Annotated in this window: 21 protein-coding genes and 1 pseudogene; 9 read left to right on the forward strand and 13 right to left on the reverse strand. The window is 69.4% G+C overall.

What is annotated here, in order from left to right; all coding sequences use genetic code 11:
• Window positions 1-16: 16 nt before the first annotated feature.
• The 6 genes from BS83_RS02425 to BS83_RS02450 form a co-directional block, all read right to left on the reverse strand.
• Window positions 17-1,051, reverse strand: a complete 1,035-nt coding sequence (locus BS83_RS02425) for an MsnO8 family LLM class oxidoreductase (protein WP_051942477.1) — start codon at window positions 1,049-1,051, stop codon at window positions 17-19.
• A gap of 32 nt (window positions 1,052-1,083) precedes the next feature.
• Window positions 1,084-1,518, reverse strand: coding sequence for a universal stress protein (locus BS83_RS02430; protein ID WP_037600032.1), 435 nt, complete (start codon window positions 1,516-1,518; stop codon window positions 1,084-1,086).
• A 120-nt stretch (window positions 1,519-1,638) separates the two neighbouring features.
• On the reverse strand, window positions 1,639-2,109 hold the full coding sequence (locus BS83_RS02435) for an SsgA family sporulation/cell division regulator (protein ID WP_051942480.1): 471 nt from the start codon (window positions 2,107-2,109) through the stop codon (window positions 1,639-1,641).
• A gap of 53 nt (window positions 2,110-2,162) precedes the next feature.
• The gene (locus BS83_RS02440) at window positions 2,163-2,729 is read right to left on the reverse strand and encodes a Dps family protein (RefSeq protein ID WP_037600033.1); all 567 of its coding nucleotides are present in this window, start codon (window positions 2,727-2,729) and stop codon (window positions 2,163-2,165) included.
• 322 nt (window positions 2,730-3,051) lie between these two features.
• Entirely contained in the window at window positions 3,052-3,363 is a 312-nt protein-coding gene (locus BS83_RS46170; RefSeq protein ID WP_198035104.1) for a hypothetical protein, read from the reverse strand.
• A 277-nt stretch (window positions 3,364-3,640) separates the two neighbouring features.
• Complete coding sequence (locus BS83_RS02450; RefSeq protein ID WP_037600035.1) at window positions 3,641-4,375, reverse strand: enoyl-CoA hydratase/isomerase family protein; 735 nt, start codon at window positions 4,373-4,375, stop codon at window positions 3,641-3,643.
• 375 nt (window positions 4,376-4,750) lie between these two features.
• Between BS83_RS02450 and BS83_RS02455 the strand changes: the two genes are divergently transcribed.
• Both BS83_RS02455 and BS83_RS02460 read left to right on the forward strand, forming a co-directional pair.
• On the forward strand, window positions 4,751-5,410 hold the full coding sequence (locus tag BS83_RS02455) for a TetR/AcrR family transcriptional regulator (protein WP_037600036.1): 660 nt from the start codon (window positions 4,751-4,753) through the stop codon (window positions 5,408-5,410).
• 33 nt (window positions 5,411-5,443) lie between these two features.
• Entirely contained in the window at window positions 5,444-6,016 is a 573-nt protein-coding gene (locus tag BS83_RS02460; protein WP_037600037.1) for a TetR/AcrR family transcriptional regulator, read from the forward strand.
• 364 nt (window positions 6,017-6,380) lie between these two features.
• Here the strand turns inward: BS83_RS02460 and BS83_RS46175 are convergent, their stop codons facing one another.
• Window positions 6,381-6,911, reverse strand: a complete 531-nt coding sequence (locus BS83_RS46175; protein ID WP_198035105.1) for a transposase — start codon at window positions 6,909-6,911, stop codon at window positions 6,381-6,383.
• Complete coding sequence (locus tag BS83_RS46180) at window positions 6,871-7,386, reverse strand: helix-turn-helix domain-containing protein (protein ID WP_198035106.1); 516 nt, start codon at window positions 7,384-7,386, stop codon at window positions 6,871-6,873. Before BS83_RS46180 ends, BS83_RS46175 begins: the two co-directional genes overlap by 41 nt.
• 115 nt (window positions 7,387-7,501) lie before the next feature.
• Here BS83_RS46180 and BS83_RS43340 point away from each other — a divergent pair.
• Window positions 7,502-7,723: pseudogene (locus BS83_RS43340) on the forward strand (transposase); the annotation flags it as partial.
• 238 nt (window positions 7,724-7,961) lie between these two features.
• Here BS83_RS43340 and BS83_RS44970 read toward each other — a convergent pair.
• A complete protein-coding gene (locus BS83_RS44970; RefSeq protein ID WP_157596804.1) occupies window positions 7,962-8,297 on the reverse strand; it encodes a lysozyme inhibitor LprI family protein in 336 nt (111 codons plus the stop codon).
• Between the two features lie 17 nt (window positions 8,298-8,314).
• Window positions 8,315-8,560 (reverse strand): hypothetical protein, encoded by a 246-nt coding sequence (locus BS83_RS02475; RefSeq protein WP_037600039.1) that lies wholly within the window; start codon window positions 8,558-8,560, stop codon window positions 8,315-8,317.
• Between the two features lie 1,357 nt (window positions 8,561-9,917).
• On the opposite strand from BS83_RS02475, the gene BS83_RS02480 reads away from it, so the two are divergent.
• Window positions 9,918-11,114: an IS110 family RNA-guided transposase gene (locus BS83_RS02480; protein ID WP_037600031.1), complete on the forward strand. Its 1,197-nt coding sequence runs from the start codon at window positions 9,918-9,920 to the stop codon at window positions 11,112-11,114.
• 1 nt (window position 11,115) lies between these two features.
• Entirely contained in the window at window positions 11,116-12,309 is a 1,194-nt protein-coding gene (locus BS83_RS02485; RefSeq protein ID WP_037600571.1) for an RNA-guided endonuclease InsQ/TnpB family protein, read from the forward strand.
• A 233-nt stretch (window positions 12,310-12,542) separates the two neighbouring features.
• On the opposite strand, the gene BS83_RS02490 is transcribed toward BS83_RS02485, so the two are convergent.
• Window positions 12,543-13,037, reverse strand: coding sequence for a LamG domain-containing protein (locus BS83_RS02490; protein ID WP_198035107.1), 495 nt, complete (start codon window positions 13,035-13,037; stop codon window positions 12,543-12,545).
• Between the two features lie 139 nt (window positions 13,038-13,176).
• Here BS83_RS02490 and BS83_RS02495 point away from each other — a divergent pair, with 139 nt between their 5' ends.
• Window positions 13,177-13,479, forward strand: a complete 303-nt coding sequence (locus BS83_RS02495) for a hypothetical protein (RefSeq protein ID WP_157596806.1) — start codon at window positions 13,177-13,179, stop codon at window positions 13,477-13,479.
• Window positions 13,480-14,027: 548 nt separating this feature from the next.
• Window positions 14,028-14,252, forward strand: a complete 225-nt coding sequence (locus tag BS83_RS44975) for a transposase (protein WP_157596808.1) — start codon at window positions 14,028-14,030, stop codon at window positions 14,250-14,252.
• Here the strand turns inward: BS83_RS44975 and BS83_RS02500 are convergent.
• Together BS83_RS02500 and BS83_RS46185 are read right to left on the reverse strand one after the other, a co-directional pair.
• Window positions 14,190-16,001, reverse strand: a complete 1,812-nt coding sequence (locus tag BS83_RS02500) for a hypothetical protein (protein WP_051942485.1) — start codon at window positions 15,999-16,001, stop codon at window positions 14,190-14,192. The two genes, BS83_RS44975 and BS83_RS02500, sit on opposite strands and share 63 nt — an antisense overlap.
• A 78-nt stretch (window positions 16,002-16,079) precedes the next feature.
• Complete coding sequence (locus tag BS83_RS46185; protein ID WP_051942486.1) at window positions 16,080-16,364, reverse strand: DUF4158 domain-containing protein; 285 nt, start codon at window positions 16,362-16,364, stop codon at window positions 16,080-16,082.
• 178 nt (window positions 16,365-16,542) lie between these two features.
• Here BS83_RS46185 and BS83_RS02505 point away from each other — a divergent pair, with 178 nt between their 5' ends.
• Both BS83_RS02505 and BS83_RS02510 read left to right on the forward strand, forming a co-directional pair.
• Complete coding sequence (locus BS83_RS02505; RefSeq protein ID WP_037600043.1) at window positions 16,543-16,779, forward strand: hypothetical protein; 237 nt, start codon at window positions 16,543-16,545, stop codon at window positions 16,777-16,779.
• The gene (locus BS83_RS02510) at window positions 16,779-17,150 is read left to right on the forward strand and encodes a hypothetical protein (protein WP_037600044.1); all 372 of its coding nucleotides are present in this window, start codon (window positions 16,779-16,781) and stop codon (window positions 17,148-17,150) included. The genes BS83_RS02505 and BS83_RS02510 overlap by 1 nt, the downstream gene beginning before the upstream one ends.
• Window positions 17,151-18,234 lie beyond the last annotated feature (1,084 nt).

The raw sequence follows: 18,234 nt of genomic DNA on the forward strand, positions 1-18,234 counted from the left end.
CGGTCGGGTGGGCTGGTCAGGGCTGCCTGCCTGCGGCGGGTTGGGGCGGCCGGGGGGTGAGGGCGGCGAGGCGGGCCAGGCGCTGGTAGGAGTTGGCGCGTTCGGCGAGGTCGTGGGTGTTGGTGGTGACGAGGATTTCGTCGGCGCCCGTGTCGGTGACAGCCTGGGAGAGCTGTTCGGCGACTTGTTCGTCGGCGCCGGTGATGAAGCCCTGCAGCGCTTGCTGGAAGTAGTCGCGCTGGCGGCTGGTCATCAGCAGGGAGGCGATGCGTTCGGCTGGCATCAGTGGGAGGAAGGCGCCGCCGGTGCGAGAGTGGGCGATCGACCAGGCCTCGGAGTGGAGCATCCGCTCGGCCGCTTGCGGGGTGTCGGCGATGGCGACGGAGGCGGCCAGGATCACGTGAGGCTCCGGCCGCCAGGGAGAGGGCTGGAAGGCGTCGCGGTACTGGACGACGGTGTCCGCCAGTTTGGCGCGGTCCCGGCCGGCTCCGATCACCAGGGGCAGCCCGGCTGCGGAGGCGATGCCGGCCGCCTGGTCCAGGGCCAGGACGAACGGCTGCACGCCCTGCCCGGGCGACGGGTATGCGGCCACACCGGGATAGCCGGATTGGGTCCCGGTGAGCCATCCGAGCAGTTCGCCTAGTTGCCGCCCGAACTGCTCGAAATCGGCGTCCTGCTGTCCGAGGGCCTTGCGGACGGTGGGGGTGAAGCCGAGCGAGCGTCCCACTCCCATGTCGATGCGACCTGGGAAGAGGGCGTCCAGGACGCCGAACTGCTCCGCGACGACCATGGGACGATGGCCGGGAAGCATGACCCCTCCGGTACCCACCCGGATGACCGCGGTCGCCTCGGCGACCGCGGCGGCAAGGACGGTCGGCGCAGACCCGAGGATGCCCGGAACGCCGTGGTGCTCGGCGAGCCAGAAGCGGTGGTAGCCCAACAGTTCCGCCTCCTGGGCCAGGCGGACGGTGTCGCGCAGTGTCGTGGAGGCGTCCACACCTTGCCGGGCGTGCGCACGGTCCAGGATCGACACCATGGTCGGCATAGTCATGTGAGCCTCCTTGAAGAACAAGTACTCGGCGTTCAGGCCGCGCTGGCCTCGTTGTCGGGGATGAGGAGTACGGGTGTGCGGGCGGTGTGGCTGACGGCGTCGGAGACGCGGGGGTTGAACAGGCTCGCGAACAGGCCGCGGTGGTGCGGTCCCAGGATGAGCAGGTCCGCGCCGTGGCGTTCGGCCGTGTTGGAGATCAGCGCGGGGATGTCGGTGATGAACCCGTCCAGCAGTTCGCCGTCCGCGGGCACACCCTGCTCGTGAAGCGTGCGCAGCGCCTGGTCGAGTACCTGGCGTGCTGTGAGTTGGTCTTCCAGTGCGACGGCACCGGTTCCGGCGGCGGCCGTGGCGTCGATGTGCAGGACGTGGACCGTGCCGCGCGAGGGACCGGCCAGGCACGCCGCGGTCTTCACAAGCCGGTCGCGTGCGGGGCTGGAGTCGAGGGCGAGCAGAATGTGGCGGAACACAGTGGATTCTCCGTTGTGGACGGTGCCGCGCCAGGGGGTCTGCGTGCGGCCGGACTTTGTGGTTTTGGCGGGCTGCCGGGCACCGGTTCCGGGGGCGGCCGGGGTTTTGGTGAGGGGTGTTCAGGCGGGGCCCGGCAGGAGGCGGTTCAGTTCGGTGTCCCAGTCGATCAGGTCCGCCTCCGCCCCTTGCGGGACCAGGGCGAAGGCCCGGGTGGCGAGCCAGCGGCGCACCGGTTGGGCGGGGATGTCGAGCAGGGCTGTGGATTGCCGTCCGCGGAGTGTGATCCGCAGGTCGGGTCGGTTGTGGCAGGGGCAGGGGGGCCAGATCCGTACGTCGCCGAGGCCGGTGGGCTGCTGCAGGCCCTCCCACACGAGGTCACGGGAGAGCCGCCACACCGTCACGGTCCCGGTCGGGGCGCGTAGGTCGAGGATGAGAGCGAACGGGTCCGCGGTGTCGTAGCCGAACCGAAGCGGCAGACCGAACGGCCGAGCGTTCCCGATGGTGAGACCGGCGTCCAGGTCGAGCCAGGTGGAATCACCCGGCTGGTGATGGTGCTCGGGATGGTGACGGTACGGGGGCAGAAGGTGCATGGTGGTTCCCGGGGATGTGCTGACTGGGCGTCGAGTGGTCGTGCGCGAGGGCGTCAGCCGTGGGTGGCGGTGAGATGTTCGGCCAGGACCCATACCTGGGTCTCATGAGTGCGGATCACCTGGGAGACCAGAAGGTCCGCGGTGCCGTGATCGCCGAGGGAGAGGGCCGTGATGTCCGCGACGGCCTCGCGGGCCTGGGCGAGGATCGTCGCGTGGGCGTCAAGGAGGCGGGAGACCATCGCGGGGAGGGTCTCGGTGCCGTCCGGCGGGCGCGGTATGCCGGTGATCTCGGCCGCGTGGCGCGGATCGCCCACGGCCACACCGCCCAGACTCCGGACGCGTTCGGCCAAGACGTCCACTAGGGCCAGCTGCTGGGTGGCATGCTGGCCGCACAGCGGGTGCAGGCCGGTGAAGGCCGGGCCGTGGGCACCCCACTGGAGCTTCTTGTACAGGAAGTACAGGAACTGGGTGTCCGCCAGGATGCGGTTGAGCCGCCTGCTCGAATACGTCCGGGCCTCACGGGACACGCCCAGCGGCAGCCGGACGACGCTCCCGAACGCCTGGACCTGCCGGCCGGGCGGGCGCATGTAGTGAGGGAGCGGCTGAGTCTCAGCACACACAGGTGACTCCTTCGGGCACGCCGCGCGCTGGGCTACGGCGTGGGAACAACATGAGGGCCGAGCCGACACTGCGGCGGCCGGACCGGAGGGGCCTGCGCCTGTGCTCACCACAGGAACTGGTCGGCCAGGTGCAGTAGCGCCGCGGTTCCCCTCACGGGATCGGTCCCGCTGCGCCGGGCTCGCGCGGGGTGGGTGTGCCTGGTCCCGTCGTGCGGGTTCCGGGTCGTGCCGGGAGCCGGGTGCTGGCAGCCGTGGCACAGGCGCAGGCCGTGGCCGGTGGGGTCCACCACGGTGGCCCAGCCGGGGCAGGTGCGGGCCGCGGTCAGGTCCAGACGGAAACCGGGACGGTTGGTGGCGCTCGCAGGGTCACGGCCTTCGGTGCCGGGGAGCCGCTCTGGGACTCCAGCGCCTCGACGCACTCCAGCAACCGGACCACCTCAACGAGCGCCAGCTGCGCCCGGGGGCTCTGGGGCCCGGTGGCAGTTGCGTGCTGGAACGCCCCGCACGCGGTGAAGTGCAGGTGCAGTGTCCACGGGCCCCGTGCCGCCCGCATCAAACCTGCAGCCCGGTCTGCCGTCACGTTCCAGCCGTACAGCCGGGCCGTGGCCTTCAGGTAGAACGTGTCATCTCCCATGGCGCGCCCCCGGAGCGGGTGGAAGCAGGCTGGAGCCTGCGTAGAGGCTGGGGTCGTCGCACGGGGGTGGGCCTGGTGACGGGTCGCGGTCACTGCGGGAAATCTCCACTGTTCGACGGATGCCGCTGGCGCCCGGGAAAGCGTCTGCGCGGAATGGCCGGTGGGCGGGTGCGTCCCGGCCAGGAGATACTGGTCCGGGCCGTACCCACCCACCTGGCCCTGGGGGAAGGCGGTTCGTGCGGGTACCGGGGTGGTCCCGGCGCGCCGATGCGCTGGTTCAGATGTGGGCGAAGGCGCTGGTGGGGATGACCTGGCGGAACAGGTCGCGCTCCAGGGCGATGCCGTCGTCCAGAGGCAGGGCGAGGCCGTCGAGGATGGCGCGCTTGGCGGCGAACAGGGCGGGGGCGGGGTTGCGGGTCAGCTGCGCGGCCCAGTCCTCGGCGAGCTGGGCGAAGGCCTCGGTGGGCAGGACCGCGTTGAGGATGCCCATGCGGTGGGCCTCCTCCGCGCCGATGATCCGGCCGGTCAGGATCAGGTCGGCGGCCGGTCCCTTGCCGATCAGGCGGGGCAGGCGCTGCGTGCCGCCACCGCCCGGGATGATGCCGTTGCGGATCTCGGGCTGGGAGAAGTGCGAACGCGCGGAGGCGATCCGCAGGGTGGAGGCCAGCGCGGTCTCCAGGCCGCCGCCCCAGGCCTGCCCGTCGATCGCGGCCACCACCGGCTGCGGGATCGACTCCAGCAGACCCAACGCCCGCGGCCAGGCCCGCCCGGCCTCCGGGGTCAGGGTGCCCGCCGCGGCACGGCGCAGGATGTCCAGGTCCGCGTGCTTGATGAAGATCCCGTCGATCCCACCCTTGAGCATGACCACACTGACCTCGTCGGTGCGCCCGGCGATGTCCTGCAGATGCCCGGCCAGCTCGTCCAGGGAGTCCAGGTCCATCTGGTTGTCCGGCACCCGCCCGAACGTCAGCACCGCGATCTTGTTACGCGTCTCAACCGTCCAGTTACCCATGACGACACACACCTTTCCTGCACAACGAACACGGAGGGGAACCGCGGGTACGCCGCCGGGCCGCAACGAGGGCCGCTTGCGCACCACGCGCCGCCGCAGCAGCGGCCCCACGGGCGGCACAGGGCCGACCTGAGGCGCGCATCCGGCGACAGAAATGAATATTTCGTCTCACTCGGGCGGATGTCAAGCCAGACCGCGATCACGCCCACGCAGCAGACGCCGGACCGGGGTCGGACCAGCGCAGAAACGCCTTGTGAACTGCGGTGATTACGGCAGAGTCCACCATTGAGGCAGAGTTCACCGGGCCCCTTTCGGGAGAGTTCATCGCGCCCCGCCCTTGACAGGAAGGGAATACAGGCCAGAACATCCATTCCCATGGTTGAGATCGACGAGTCGGGTCCCCGCCGACGCGTGCTGGACGCGGCGCACGCCGTCTTCGCCGCCCGCACCTTCGAGGGCGCCCAGATGCCCCTGATCGCGGAGCGGGCGAAGGCCGGCATGGCCACGGTCTACCGCTACTTCCCCAGCAAGACCGTGCTCGGCAACGCCGCCTACCGCGACGCCCGCGGTGACCTGGTCGCCCGCCTCAAGCACCTCCAGGAGCGCTCCTACCCGTCCCGCGAGCAGGAGTTCGCCCACATCTGGCGGTGCTACACCGCGTTCGCCACCGAGCGCCCCGCCGCCCTGGAATTCATCAGCCGGCCCAACGCCACCTTCCTCGACGCCCAGAGCCTGGCCCTGCAGGACGAGTGCCACACCCTGGGCAAGGACTTCATCCGCCGCGGACAGGCCACCGGGGCCATCCGCCCCGGTCGGCCCCGCACCCTGATCATGATGGCCCACGGCGCCTTCACCGGCTGGCTGCGCCACACCCCGCCCTGCACTCCCGGCAGCCTGCCTCCCGGATCGGATCAGGCCCGCGATGCCGTCTGGGCGCTCCTCGCACGCCCCTCGGGTCCTGGCCCGAACGACGAGGGGTCGGCGACTGGGTCGCGGTCGGGCCCGCGCCGAGGGACGGCTGCAGGGATGGTTTGACGAACCGCCCGACTGCAGGGAATATTCATTACCATGTCCGAAGCTTCAGACGTTCGCCGACGCATTCTCAACGGCGCCTACGCCGCGTTCTGCCTGCGCACCTACGCCGGCGCGCAGATGCCCTTCATCGCCGAACTGGCCAAGGCCGGAACCGGCAGCATCTACCGCTACTTCCCCGGCAAGGAAGAACTCGGCAACGCCGCGTACCAGGACGCGATCACCGACCTCCTCGCCCGACAGCGGAAGATCCACGCCGCCCGCCACCCTTCCATCCGGGCCGAGTTCGCCCAGGCCTGGCAGGGCTACGCCGACTTCGCCAGCGAGCGCACCGCCGCCTTCCACTTCCTGTCCCAGGACAACAGCGCCTTCCTCAACGACGACAACCAGGCCCTGCAGCGCGCGATATACGCACTGGGCGCCGACTTCATCCAACGCGGCCAGGACGCGGGCAGGATCCGGCCCGGTGACCCCGGACAACTCCTCGCCCTCACCAACGGCGCCTTCTTCCGCTGGGCCGGCCACGCCTACCCCACCCCGGTCAACGACCTCCCCCAAAGCGACCGCGAAACCGCCGAAGACGCCTGCTGGCACATCCTGCAGGCATAGACAAGCCAACACCCCAGCAGGCATCCGGTAAGGTCACCTTGCGGCCCGCGACCCGAGCGACCGGGCTCCGGAACCGCCGTTCTGATAGCCGCGCCCGGGGCGGTTCTGAAAGAGTGGGCTGACCTCTTCCGTTTGGAGGGGGAGCGCGTGTCGCGGGGCCGGGGCCCGTCACCTTGTGGTGTCGGTGGGCCGCCCGCGCCGCGCTCGTCAGGTTCCGGCGGGCTGCCTCAGCGCTGGGACCACTCGTAGTCCTCGTCGTCGAACACGTCCCCGACCGCGTCGTCGTCCGGCCCGTCCAGCAGACCGGTCTAGTAGATTGTCGCGGCTTATTTTCGCTGTGTGGTTGGGTAGAGGTGACGTAGTTTCACGCAGGCGTCCTCGGTGGTGAAGTGCCAGTCGACTTGGCGCTGGTTGCGGTTGGTGTGTTGCTGGCAGGCGGCGAGTTCGGTGTTGAGCACAGTGAGGTCGTCGATGCGTCGGTCCAGGCGCTGGCGGGTGAGCGCGGACAGTTCGATCTCGGCGATGTTGAGCCAGGAGCCGTTTTTGGGGTGTGGTGGATCTCAAGCGCTGGGCGAGACGCGAAGGCCTTCCCCGGCTCGAACGCCTCGTAGAGCGAGGCGGTGGAGTGGGTGTTGAGGTTGTCCATCACCAGCACGACCGTGGCGGCGTCGGGATAGTCCACGGTCAGCAGCTGCTCGACCTGCTGTGCCCAGTCGACCCTGGTCCGGCGGGGCCGGGCGTCCACGCGCCGCCATCCGCGCAGCGGCTCGACCCAGCAGAAGATCGAACAGGTTCCCGAGCGGACGTACTCGTTGTCCTCGCACCGGTCACGGCCCGGCAGTGTGGGAAGCGGATCACGAACCTGGCCGAGCAGTTGGTACGGCTTCTCGTCCATGCACACCACCGGGCGCGCCGGATCGAAGGGGCGGCGGTAGACCGCCAGGACGTCCTCCATCGCCGCGGCGAAGGCCGCGTTCGCGGCCGGCGGGATGGCCCAGCACTTCTTCACGTGAGGACGCAGTTTCGTTTTTTAACACCCGGCCGATCGTGGAGTGGTCCAGATCCGGGATGTCCCAGGTCAGCGCGACGTGCTTCTCCAGCAGACGCAGCGACCAGCGGGCATGTCCCTTGGGCGGCGTCGAGCACGCCAGCGCGATCAGCCGCGCCTCGACCTCGCCGGTCACCGCGGAGGGCACCGGCGGGAACGCCCGTTCCTTGCGGCCGACCGTGGCCCACACATCGCCACCGGTCTCCGCGTACCGCTTCGAGATCAGGCGGACCGAATCGCACGAGACGCCGACCCGGTCCGCGATCACCGCCCGCGGAGCGACCTCGCCGACCGACGTGTCCAACGCGAGCAGCACCCGCACCCGCCTGATCATCGACGCGCCGCGAACCCAAAGCTCACTTGGGGCTGTGGTGGCTGGTGACACCTTCGTTAACGGCACCCCTCTAGTGCTGGATTCCGCTTTCGGTGGGTGTGACTCCAACTTCCCCGCCGACACACCACTACGCGACCTCGTGCGGATCGCCAAGATCCGCTGGCGCATCGAACACGACTACCGCGAACTCAAGGACGGCCTCGGCCTGGACCACTTCGAGGGCCGCAACTTCGCCGGCTGGCACCGCCACACCACCCTCGCCTCCCTCGCCCAGGCCTTCTGCACCCTCCTGCGACTCGACCCAAAAGCCCCTGCGCCGGCCTGACTGACCCTCTACGCGGTCCTCCGGGCACTGCAAGCCCTCCTGGCCACCTGGACCGGCGCCTGCTCGATATGCAGCCAACCCGCACCCACCCCCGAACCACACACCAGAACCTAACAAATCCCTACTAGTGGCCGCCCCGCCGACGCATCCGGGGCGGCCACCGGGGTCGCCGCAGGCGATGCAAGGGGGGTCGCCGCGGCGGATGCGGTCCCCGGACTGGTCAGCGGGACCGCGTCATTCAACGCTGCGCCGAACGCCCCGGTGCCGCAAGCCGGCCAGCCCAGCCCACGGCGGGAGAAAACCGGCCCGCTAGGCGTCGGCGGGGCGGCGGCTGAACCAGCCCTGACCGGCGAGGAGGGCGAGTGCCGCGTCCGAAGCCCGGTAACGGGAGCCGGGCGAGGTGTTCTTGTTCGGCCTCAATCCAGGCCCGCTCGGACGCGGCCAGCGCCTCTGCGGGGTCCTGGTTGTCGCACCCGTGGAGGGTGCCGCGGTACTTGGCCATGGTGGTCGCGTAGTAGGCGCGCAGTTCGCCTTCGGCGGCCTGGTAGGCGGCCTCAAGGTCGTCGGTGCTCACGTGCCGGATCCTACGGACTACTCCTGGTCGCCACTGGCAGGCTCGCCGCCGTCCGGCACGCCCCGCGCTCGCTGCAGTGCGGACCACGCGCGGCGGGACGTCTCGGTCAGTTCGTGCAGTCGGGCGCGCTGCTGTGCGGTCCAGGCGCGCATGCTGGGATCGCCCGCCGCCTCGTGGGCCACCTGTACCTGGCCGAGGTAGTCCCGCACCGCCTCCTCGGCGGCGCGATGGGCCGCGATCAGCTCAGGGATCGACGGCACCATTCGTCCCAGTCCTGGTGTGCCCGGGACAGTTCCTCGGCCGCTTTCCGTGCTGTCTCGCCCAGTCGGTGCAGGTGGGCCCGCTCGTCCAGGGTCCACTGAGCGGCCGGGCGGCCGGCCATTGCGGCCGCGTAGGTGACCAGCTTCCTGGTCGGCCAGCAGGTGGTCGGCCTGCAGATCCTCCAACGACGCCATATCCGCAGGGTACGGCCCCGTCGGTGCACTCCGGGCCGGATGGGTGCCTGCCGCAGTGGGTCCGGGGCTCGCCCCGACGCCGTTGCCGTGCGGGAGGAGCCCCGGACGGGCCAGCCGCAGCGGCCCAGGGGGCGGACGGTTGTCGTTGGGGGGAACAGCCGTCCTGCTCTCACCGTGCGCCCTGGGGGTGCACGCCGAGGAGGAGGCGCGCCGAACGCATCCAGGTGAAAGTGAGACCGCCCCGCCTGCGGAGGGTGCGGGGCGGTCACCGTCTCTGCCAGGTCGCGGGAATGACGGAGCGCGGCACAGCGGACGACGCGGCGGTGCGTGAGGTTCCCGAGCGCGACCGCCTCCCTTCCACGATCGCCCGGACGGCGCAGCCCGGCAACCTGGGAAGCTCCCAGGCCGGGGCCTGCTGCAGCACGGACCCCGAGCCACAGGGATGCCCCGGCCGCTCGCGCTCGCCCTGCCCCGCCCAAGGAAAGGGGCATCGCCCCGGCAACGAGGCGGCCGCGCGCCAAGGACGCTTCGGATATCCACAACCTGTGCACAAAGATGTTGATAACGGCTATTTCGGGCATTCGGTGTGCGGATGCCGCAGGATCGATGCATCCGACCCTCGGCAAGCAGACGTTCCAGCGCTCGAACGCCGGCGCACTCCGCTGCAGCGCGCTCCTGCCCCGGCGCGCCACAACCTCCCACGCCGCGCCGCCGTTGACCCCGATATGCATGCCGAGAACCGCGCAGATCCATCCATGATCTTGCAGGGTATCCCCGGCTTCAGTCGGGGAGGGAATGGATCCTTGGCGCGGAGCCGTGAAGCGGCGGAGATGCTTGCGCCACTGTCTGTGACGGTTGCTCACGTTCTGTAGTATGATCCTGTTGTCGACCTTGCAGGGGGTGGGCCGGGTGATCCGTGCGTACAAGTTCCTCATGCGGCTCTACCTTCCTTTTGGGTTCGTCCCAGCCATTCGTAGGGTTGTGGCACCCAGGGGAACCGGGTGTGGCTTTCATGCGGCTGCCGTCCGTGGCTCTGTGGGCTTGGCCGCCCGGTTCCCCACGACGACTCGGCCGCCGATTGGGAAGTGCGAGAAGGTCGCTGTGTAGAGCAATGCCGGCGAGGTCGTCCGTGGTACGCAAGACAGGAACGACCTGATGGAGAGCGATGAGCCGGATATGGGCGGGGACCGACTGCGGCAAGACCCACCACCACACGCTGGTTCTGGACGTCGAGGGCAACACGCTGCTGTCGCGGCGGGTGGCGAACGACGAGCCGGAGCTTCTCCAGCTGGTCGCCGACGTCCTGGACCTTGCCGACGGTGGCGCGGTGACCTGGGCGATGGACATGACCGGCGGTGAAACCGGCCTGCTGATCAACCTCCTGGCCAACCACGGCCAGGAGCTCCTCTACATCCCCGGCGTCGCGGTCAACCGCGCCGCAGACAGCTACCGAGGCCAGGGCAAGACCGACGCCCGCGACGCCCACGTGATCGCCGACCAGGCCAGGATGCGGCGCGACCTGCTTCCCGTCCGCCTCGACGACGAGGGCATCATCGAACTGCGGCTGCTGACCGAGCACCGTGCAGACCTTGTCGGCGAGCGCACCCGCGTCACCAATCGGCTCCGTGCCCTGCTGACCAGCATGTTCCCGGCGTTGGAACGGACCTTGGACCTCGGCAACGCCGGCCCGCTGCGGCTTCTGACCGGCTACCAGACACCAGCGGCCATTCGCCGATCCGGCACCAAGCGGCTGACGACCTGGCTCCGCAACCGCAAGGTCTACGGCGCGGAGGCGCTGGCCGCCAAGACTGTCGAAGCGGCTGAGCGGCAGCACACCGCCGTCGCCGGAGAGAAAGCCATCGCCCAGATGGTCCACACCCTGGCCGAGGAGGTGATCGCCCTCAACGAGAAGATCGCGGAGACCGACAAGCTCGTCGAGGGACGGTTTCGGGAGCACGAACTCGCGGAGGTGATCACCTCGATGCCGGGCGTCGGCTCCACCCTCGGAGCGGAGTTCCTCGCCGCAATAGGCGGCAGCCTGGCCGCTTTCCCCACTGCGGATCGCCTTGCGGCCTTCGCCGGAGTCACCCCGGCCCCGAAGGACTCCGGCAAGGTCAGCGGCAACCTCCATCGCCCCCAGCGATACCACCGGGGCCTCCAGCGGGTCTTCTACACCTCCGCGCTCATCAGCATCCAGCGCGACCCAAACTCCCGCACCTACTACGACCGCAAGAGGGCCGAAGGCAAGCGGCACGTCCAGGCAGTCCTCGCACTCGCACGCCGCCGCGTGAACGTCCTCTGGGCACTCATTCGTGACGGACGGTGCTACCAAATCGCACCTCCTGTCACCGAAGCGGCTTGACATCAGCATTGGGAAGCCCACCGTGGGCCAGACGCAAGCGCTTGCCGAGATGCTGCGTGACCACTGCTCTCTCTATAACGGGGCCCTTCAGGAGCGGCGCGACGCCTACCGGCACGCATCGAAGACGAGCGTCAAGTACGGGATGCAGTCGGCGCAGCTCAAGGAGATCCGGGCGTTCGACCCGGAGCGTCAGGGCCGGTGGTCGTTCTCCTCGCAGCAGGCGACGCTTCGCCGGTTGGACAAGGCGTTCGCGGCGTTCTTCCGCCGGGTCAAGTCCGGTGAGACGCCCGGCTACCCGCGGTTCCGGGGCGTGAACTGGTTCGACACGGTGGACTTCCCCAAGGACGGCGACGGCTGCCGCTGGGACTCCACCCCGCACGACCCCGTCACCCGGGTCCGGTTCCAGGGCATCGGGCACGTCAAGGTCAACCAGCACCGGGCCGTGGTCGGCAAGGTCAAAACGGTCTCGGTCAAGCGCGAGGGCCGCAAGTGGTTCGTCGTGCTGACCGCCGAGCAGTCGCGGCCCGAACCGCTGCCCGCGACCGGGGCCGTGGTCGGGATCGACATGGGTATAGCCAACTTCCTCGCCGACTCGGGCGGCGAGTTCGTGCCCAACCCGCGCCACGCCCGTAAGGCCGCCGCGAAGCTCCAAGCAGCACAGCGGGCCCTGGCCCGGTTCCCGCGTGTGCGCCGGGACAAGCGCACCGGCAACCACCAGCGAGCCGTTCAGCGCGTTGCCGACCTGCACCGCAAGGTCCGGCGTCAGCGTCTGGACCACGCCCACAAGACCGCCCTCGCCCTGGTTCGCGAGCACGACTTCATCGCGCACGAGGATCTCAAGATCCGCAACATGGTCAAGGCCCCCGCGCCCAAGCCCGTCCAGCCGGGCACCTTCCCGCGCAAGGGGGCGGCGGCCAAAGCCGGACTGAACAAGTCGATCAACGATGCCGGTTGGGGGGTGTTCCTGACGATCCTGCGCGCCAAGGCTGAAAGCGCCGGTCGGGAAGTGATCGCCGTGGACCCCCGCAACACCTCCCGGCGGTGCCCCGCATGCGGGCACACCGCCAAGGAGAACCGGCCCACCCAGGAGAGGTTCCACTGCCGGTCCTGCGGCCACACCGCGCACGCCGACACAGTGGGAGCCACCAACGTTCTACGGGCCGGGCTGGTCCGTCGCGACGCCCGGAAGGGTTAGCGAGAAGCCCCCGGCATCAGCCGGGGGAGGAGTCACAGGGGCATCAACACCCTGCCCCGGGGACAGCCCGGGTACCGGTCTCGAGCAACCGCACGAGACGGGGAAGTCGCTCTCCCGTGCGCGTCCGGCGCTTGGGGAACCGCAACGACCAGGGGGCCAGCCGCTGGCCCGGCCGGTGCGTGTCTGATCCGTCCCGTGTACTTGCCGCGTCAGCCTAGCCGACTTGCTCGGCATCAGGACGGCTGCCACACCCGGACCCAGTCGACGAGCATCGTGCCCGGAACCGGGGATGACGCGCTGGTGTTGTCCAGGATCAGGTACTGCGGTGAGCCCGCGTTCTGGAACGGCTCCGAGCCCACCTGGACACCGTCGTAGTAGAAGGTCACAACCTGGGCGGTCGAGTCCCAGTAGGCGCCGTAAGTGTGCCATCCGGGGCTGAGAGCAGTACACCCGCCCGGACCGCCGGCGTTGTCGTGCACGTGGTAGCACAGCTGCCCCCCGAGCCCCTCCATGGCGTCGATCTCGCCGTCAGCAGGCCAGTTCTGACCGTCTGACCAGAAGGCGGGCCAGTTGTCCACGGAGGTCGTGCCGGGGGTGTAGATGCGCGCCTCCATGACAGCCGGGCCGGTGAACTCGTAGCCGCCGGAGGGACGCCCGTCATGGGGATTGGTGGAGACGAGCGCTCCGTAGTTGGAGGTGAGAGCGAGGTTGAGGTTGCCACCGGACACGGTTACGTTCGTCGAGTTGTAGCGCTGGGTCTCATTGCTGTTGACGGGGCCGGACACGGTGGAGCCGAACCAGCCGGGACGCCACACAGTGGTGTTGAGGCTGGAGGCGTTGAACTCGTCGTCGAAGGAGAGGGCCCAATTGCCGCTGACCCCGGTCGGCCCAGAGGGGGAACCGGTAGGGGAGCTGGAGACGGGTGGGAACTGGCTGGGACTCGCGGTGGCGGAGGCCGTCTGGCTGGCCGAGGCGCTGGTCGAGGTCGGGCTCGACGGCGCGCTAGAGGTCGGCGTGGAGGTCGGCGGCGCTGAGGTCTGGCTCGGGGCGCTCGGCGACTGTGATGCGCTACTGGTGGGGCTCGGCGGCGGAGTTCCGGTCGGACTCGGGGACGGCGAAGCCGTCACACCCGGCCCGGGGACGACATCGAGTGTCTGTGCGGGCAGCTGATGCCAGGTGGAGCCAATCTGGACGGACCCGAATTCCTGGTACTGCCCTGCAGGCAGTGCCCGCTGCGATGAGGTGTAGGTGTACCCAGACGGACAGATCACAGCACTGTGCGAGCCGGGGAAGTCGTCGTTCGCGCCGGTTGCGCTGCGCACAGCCACGGTGATCCTGGAGACCGAGATGCACCGATTGGCGCGCACTCGCAAAACCGCGCTCGCAGGAACACCAGCGGTCATGACGGTCGGAGTGAGCGATTCCACCGCGACCCCAGGTGAGCGGGAGAACGAGGCTGCCTGTGACGGAAGTGCTGCCGCGAGCACGACGGGCAGGGTAGCAATGCAAACGGCGAACAGCTTCTTCAAGTCGTACTGCCTCACTCTCCGGTTGGCGAAGGGTCGGGCTGACCCACGCCAGGGCCAGCGAGGCTAGCCGGGAGGACATGAAGCATCCGAGCCCTTCGAGCAGCGGATCGGGCAAGCAAGGGCACCCCCACGCAAGATCGACGTACCCGCCCTCCGCGACATGAGGCACCCGCCGGACAGTGACGTCCCTTGAGGTGGTGTAAAGGCCGTGGGCGGACGGCCCTCGGCCTGGATCTGGACGATCCCGGGTTCGACCACACCGTGTTGTGCGAGTTCCGGGCCCGGCTGACCGAAGGGGACGCGGCCGGCCGGCTGCTGCAGGTGATGCTGAACCGGCTGGTCGAGGCCGGGCTACTCAAGTCCGGCGGCCGCCAGCGCACCGACGCCACCCACGTGCTCGCCGCCGTCCGCTAGCTCAGCCCCCTGGAGCAGGCTGGCGAGAGCCTGCGAGCCGCACTGGAGCAGCTCGCGGTGCACGCACCTGACTGGCTGCTGGGGCTGGTGGAGCCGGAGTGGGACAAGCGCTGTGGGCGCCGGACCTTCGGCCGGGATGGGCAGAAGCTGTTGGCCGCGCTGTGGGCCCCCGACGCCCCGCCCCGGCTGCGTGTGTTGCCGCAGGTGGAGATCCTGCGCTGGGTGTGGGTGCACCAGTATTACTGGGACGTGCGCGGGAAGCTGCGCTGGCGCGACGGCCACGCCCTGCCGCCCGCGAGCTTGCGCTTCGACTCGCCGTACGACACGGACGCGCACTTCGGCCTCGCTCTCGCCGTGCTCGCGGGTGGACACGATGGCGCGGATACCCTTGTTCGTGCCGGGCGCGAACAGGGCCAACAGGAGCCGGCGTTGGAGAGTGGCCCGGTCGATGCGCTCGTAGGCGGCAACCGAGGAGAGCTCGTCGGTGAACCGGGTGAGGAAGTCGGCGTTCTTCAGCCCGTCCAGCAGGTCGAGGACGCCCCAGCGGCGGATCACCTCGTCCTTGAGCGCCTGCAGGCCGGTCGGCTCCAGTAGCTGCACCAGCTTCGGCACGGTGATCCACGGGTCACCGTGCCGTGTGGTGACCTTCTCTTCGCCTGCCGAGCCGTCCGCCAGGGCCATCGACAGGCGGTCCAGGCCGGCGGTTATCCGCTTCTTCAAGTCCGTGATGAACTCCTGCGGGTCCATCGGCCGGCGGATCGCCGCGTAGTGCACTGTGCGGGCGGCCTCGAAGTCGCCGGGCAGGTCGTCCTCCGGGTTGCGCCAGCGCGCCGCGCCCTCGATGGAGATCTCGCGGCGCCGGATCGCGTCCCGCAGCGCCACCAGCACGCACAGCTCGTACGGGATCCGCTCGATCCTCCCCCTCTCGTCCATCACCGCCTCGCGCCAGTCCTTGCGGACCACGCCGTCCATCGGTACCGCGTCGCTGGCGTCGTAGAAGCGGGTCTTGCCGTCCACCGTCGCGTACTTCTCCAGCAGCGCCAGGGCGTCCATCATCGGACGGTAGGCAGTGTTGTTGCTACGGAAGCCCAGTGTCTTCAGCAGCGGCGGCAGCATCTGCCGGTAGTAGCTGCTGTATGAGCTCCGCAGGGTGGTGCGGACCTTGGCCTTGAAGACCTTCTCGTTCGCCTTCGCCTCGGCCACCAGATCCCACAGCGTCTTCTCGCCGACCACCGGGTACAGGGCACGTCGCACGGTCTCGTCCGGCTTGCCGATTGCCGTGTCCAGCGCATCGGTGATCTCCGCCTGCCGTACGGAGCACAGCGCGGCCAGCAGGGTGGCCCGCGCGTCCTCGGCGGTGTCGCGGAAGTCCGAGGGGTACATCTTGATCGCCCGGGCCCGCCACGCGGCAAGCCACTTCTCCGAGCTGTCCGCGAACAGCCCCTCGGGCAGGGCGAACATGCGTGCCGAGTTCAACTTGGTGATCTCCGCCAGCAGCGACTCCAGCCCCACCGACCCCGGATCCTGCTTCAGGTCCGCCAGCAGCGCGGTCCCCGCCTCATTGCCCGCGGCCACCAGCGCCAGCAGTCCGGACGCGCACACCTCGCCCAGCCGCTCGACGGTCCGCGCGCAGAATGCCTTCTCCGCCCGGGCCCGGGCCGAGGTGATGATCCGGTCGATCCGGCCCGGCGGCTCGATCCGGTCCACCCGGCACTGCACCAGCACGGCCGCCCGCAACTGGTCCTCCACCAGCTCGACCGGGCAGACCTCCTGCGCCAGCCATCCAGTCAGCCGTTCCTCGTCTGCCCGCGTCGACGGGCGGAAGCCCTACGCCTCGCGGATCTGTGCACGGTGGTACTCGGCCGTCCGGCCGGTGAGCGAGTACCCCGCGAAGTCCCCGGCCAGCACCTTCACCAGTACGGCGACGTACTCCACCGCCTCCTGCGGGATCTCCTCAATCGACTCCGGGAACCGGCCCTCCAGCTCGAAGAACTTCAGCACCAGGGAGAATCCCAACCGCGTCGGCCCGGTCTTGTTCGCCACCAGGTCCCAGTCGCCGTCAACCAGCGTCCAGCACGCCACCACGTCTTCCGGCGACCACTCCTGCCGCACGTCCCAGCCCTCTCGCCCCAGTCCACGAAATCACCCGACCGGCTCAACGAAGCTTCTGGCTCCAGGGCAATGGCCGACATCACGAACGGTGGACACAGGCATGGGCTACTTTGCGGGGCGCGCGGCCGGTCTTTAAAGCCCCTGCCCAGCGTAAAGCATCTGCTGTACGCTCGTCGGTATGGCAAAGAGTGTGACCATCCGCGTACCCGAAGGGGTGCATGCCCTCCTGCAGGCGCGCGCCGAAGCCGACGGCACGACCGTCACCGCCCTGCTGACCGACGCCGCCCTGCGCGACCCGCGCCTGTCCGACCCGTCCTCCCTGATCCGCGCCGCTCAGTGGGCCCGGGACCACGCCGACGAGTTCGCCGAGTTCTTCCCTGACGAGGAGCCGGCGTCGGCCGCGAACGCCGCCTGATGGAGCTCCTCATCGACCTGGCGTGGCTCCTGGAGCGCCAGGCCCTGGTGATGCCGCAGCACCTGGACGTGTCCGACTACTCGGTGCTAGCCGCCGCGGTGCAACGGCACCGTGTCAACACGCCGCGCATCGGCTACGAGCCGGACAACGCCTGGCGAGCCGCCGCCCTCCTGGTAACCATCGCGCGCGAAGAACCCCTGCCCGCCCGCAACAGCTTCTACGCCGCCCTCATCGCCATCGGATACATGGCCGATGCGGGCGAGGGGATCGACCCGCCTTACGGCGCGCTGCCCGACCTGGTAACGAAAATCCGCACCTACAAGGCCGACGTGTACAGCGCGGCGGAGCAACTGCGCTCCTGGCGAGTTTGAGTGGTCAGCGTCCGGGCGCGAGGACGGCGCCCAGCAGGACGCTGCTGATTGAGGAATTGACCTCGGATCACCGCACGCTGCGGCAGGGGATGAGCGACGGTGCGCTCACTTCGGAGCGCTCCTGCGCCGGGCACTTCCTGCGGATTCGATAGCAGGCCAATGAGTCGGCGGGCCGAGTGGATTGGATGATCTCCAGCCAGGCCCGTCCGGCCGGCACTACCGCCGGGTTGGCCCGGTGGCCGCTCCGCTTCCCGTTGACCCACCCTGGGTGCTCACCGCCGAGAACAACCGGGCCCCCGACTACCGCGAGGCGCTGGCCTGCTGGTCTGAGCAGGGCAGAGCTCCTGAGCCTGGCCTCGTCACGCCTCACTGGGGGGATTGACGTTGAAACGAGTACAAGAGAAGTCGGCTGCGGTGACGCCCACCACGCCTATCGAGTACGATTCCGCGATCGCGGCTGTGTACCAGGCGCTGCTTCCTCCGAGCGGAGGGAAAGCGGTGCAGACACCGCGCTTCCTACGGTGCTCCCGGCCGGCAGACTCGGCAACTCGGCGCGGACCAGAACACAGCGCTGCTGTTGTCCGCCGAGCCTGGGAGCCGCGGGCCGGACGCGTCCTCCGTCGAGTTGCGGTCGTCGGGAAGGTGAGACAGACGATGTTGGCACGGACGAAGACGCGATGCAGCATGGGCGGGATCCGTGACTCCTCCCCCGGATAAATCCGGGGGAGGAGTCACCACGACTGTCCTGCGAAGAAGGACTTGGAAGGGGATCCTGCTTGGGCAAGTTCGGGCATATTTCGGACTGACGGGTCGGTCCGCGCTGCGTTAGGACGCTCCTGATCGGTGCCCGGCCGGTTGTGTCGTCACAGCGGAGCGAGCTCACACCGCGACCCAAGAGTGCCCGTTATGCAGCACCGGAGGGCAGGCATCGGGCGGGACACGGAGGGAAGCTCTCGGCCTCGGCGCGTCGCAGCCCGTTGATCGGGCGGTCGCGGACCGGTGTAGGCCCGTTCGCTTGACGAGGAGTCCGTCATGGGTGAAACCCCAATGTCGCATCGCTCACGGTCAGCCTCGGGCTTCGGAG

The organism is Streptacidiphilus rugosus AM-16, assembly GCF_000744655.1.
Taxonomy (GTDB): Bacteria; Actinomycetota; Actinomycetes; order Streptomycetales; family Streptomycetaceae; genus Streptacidiphilus; species Streptacidiphilus rugosus.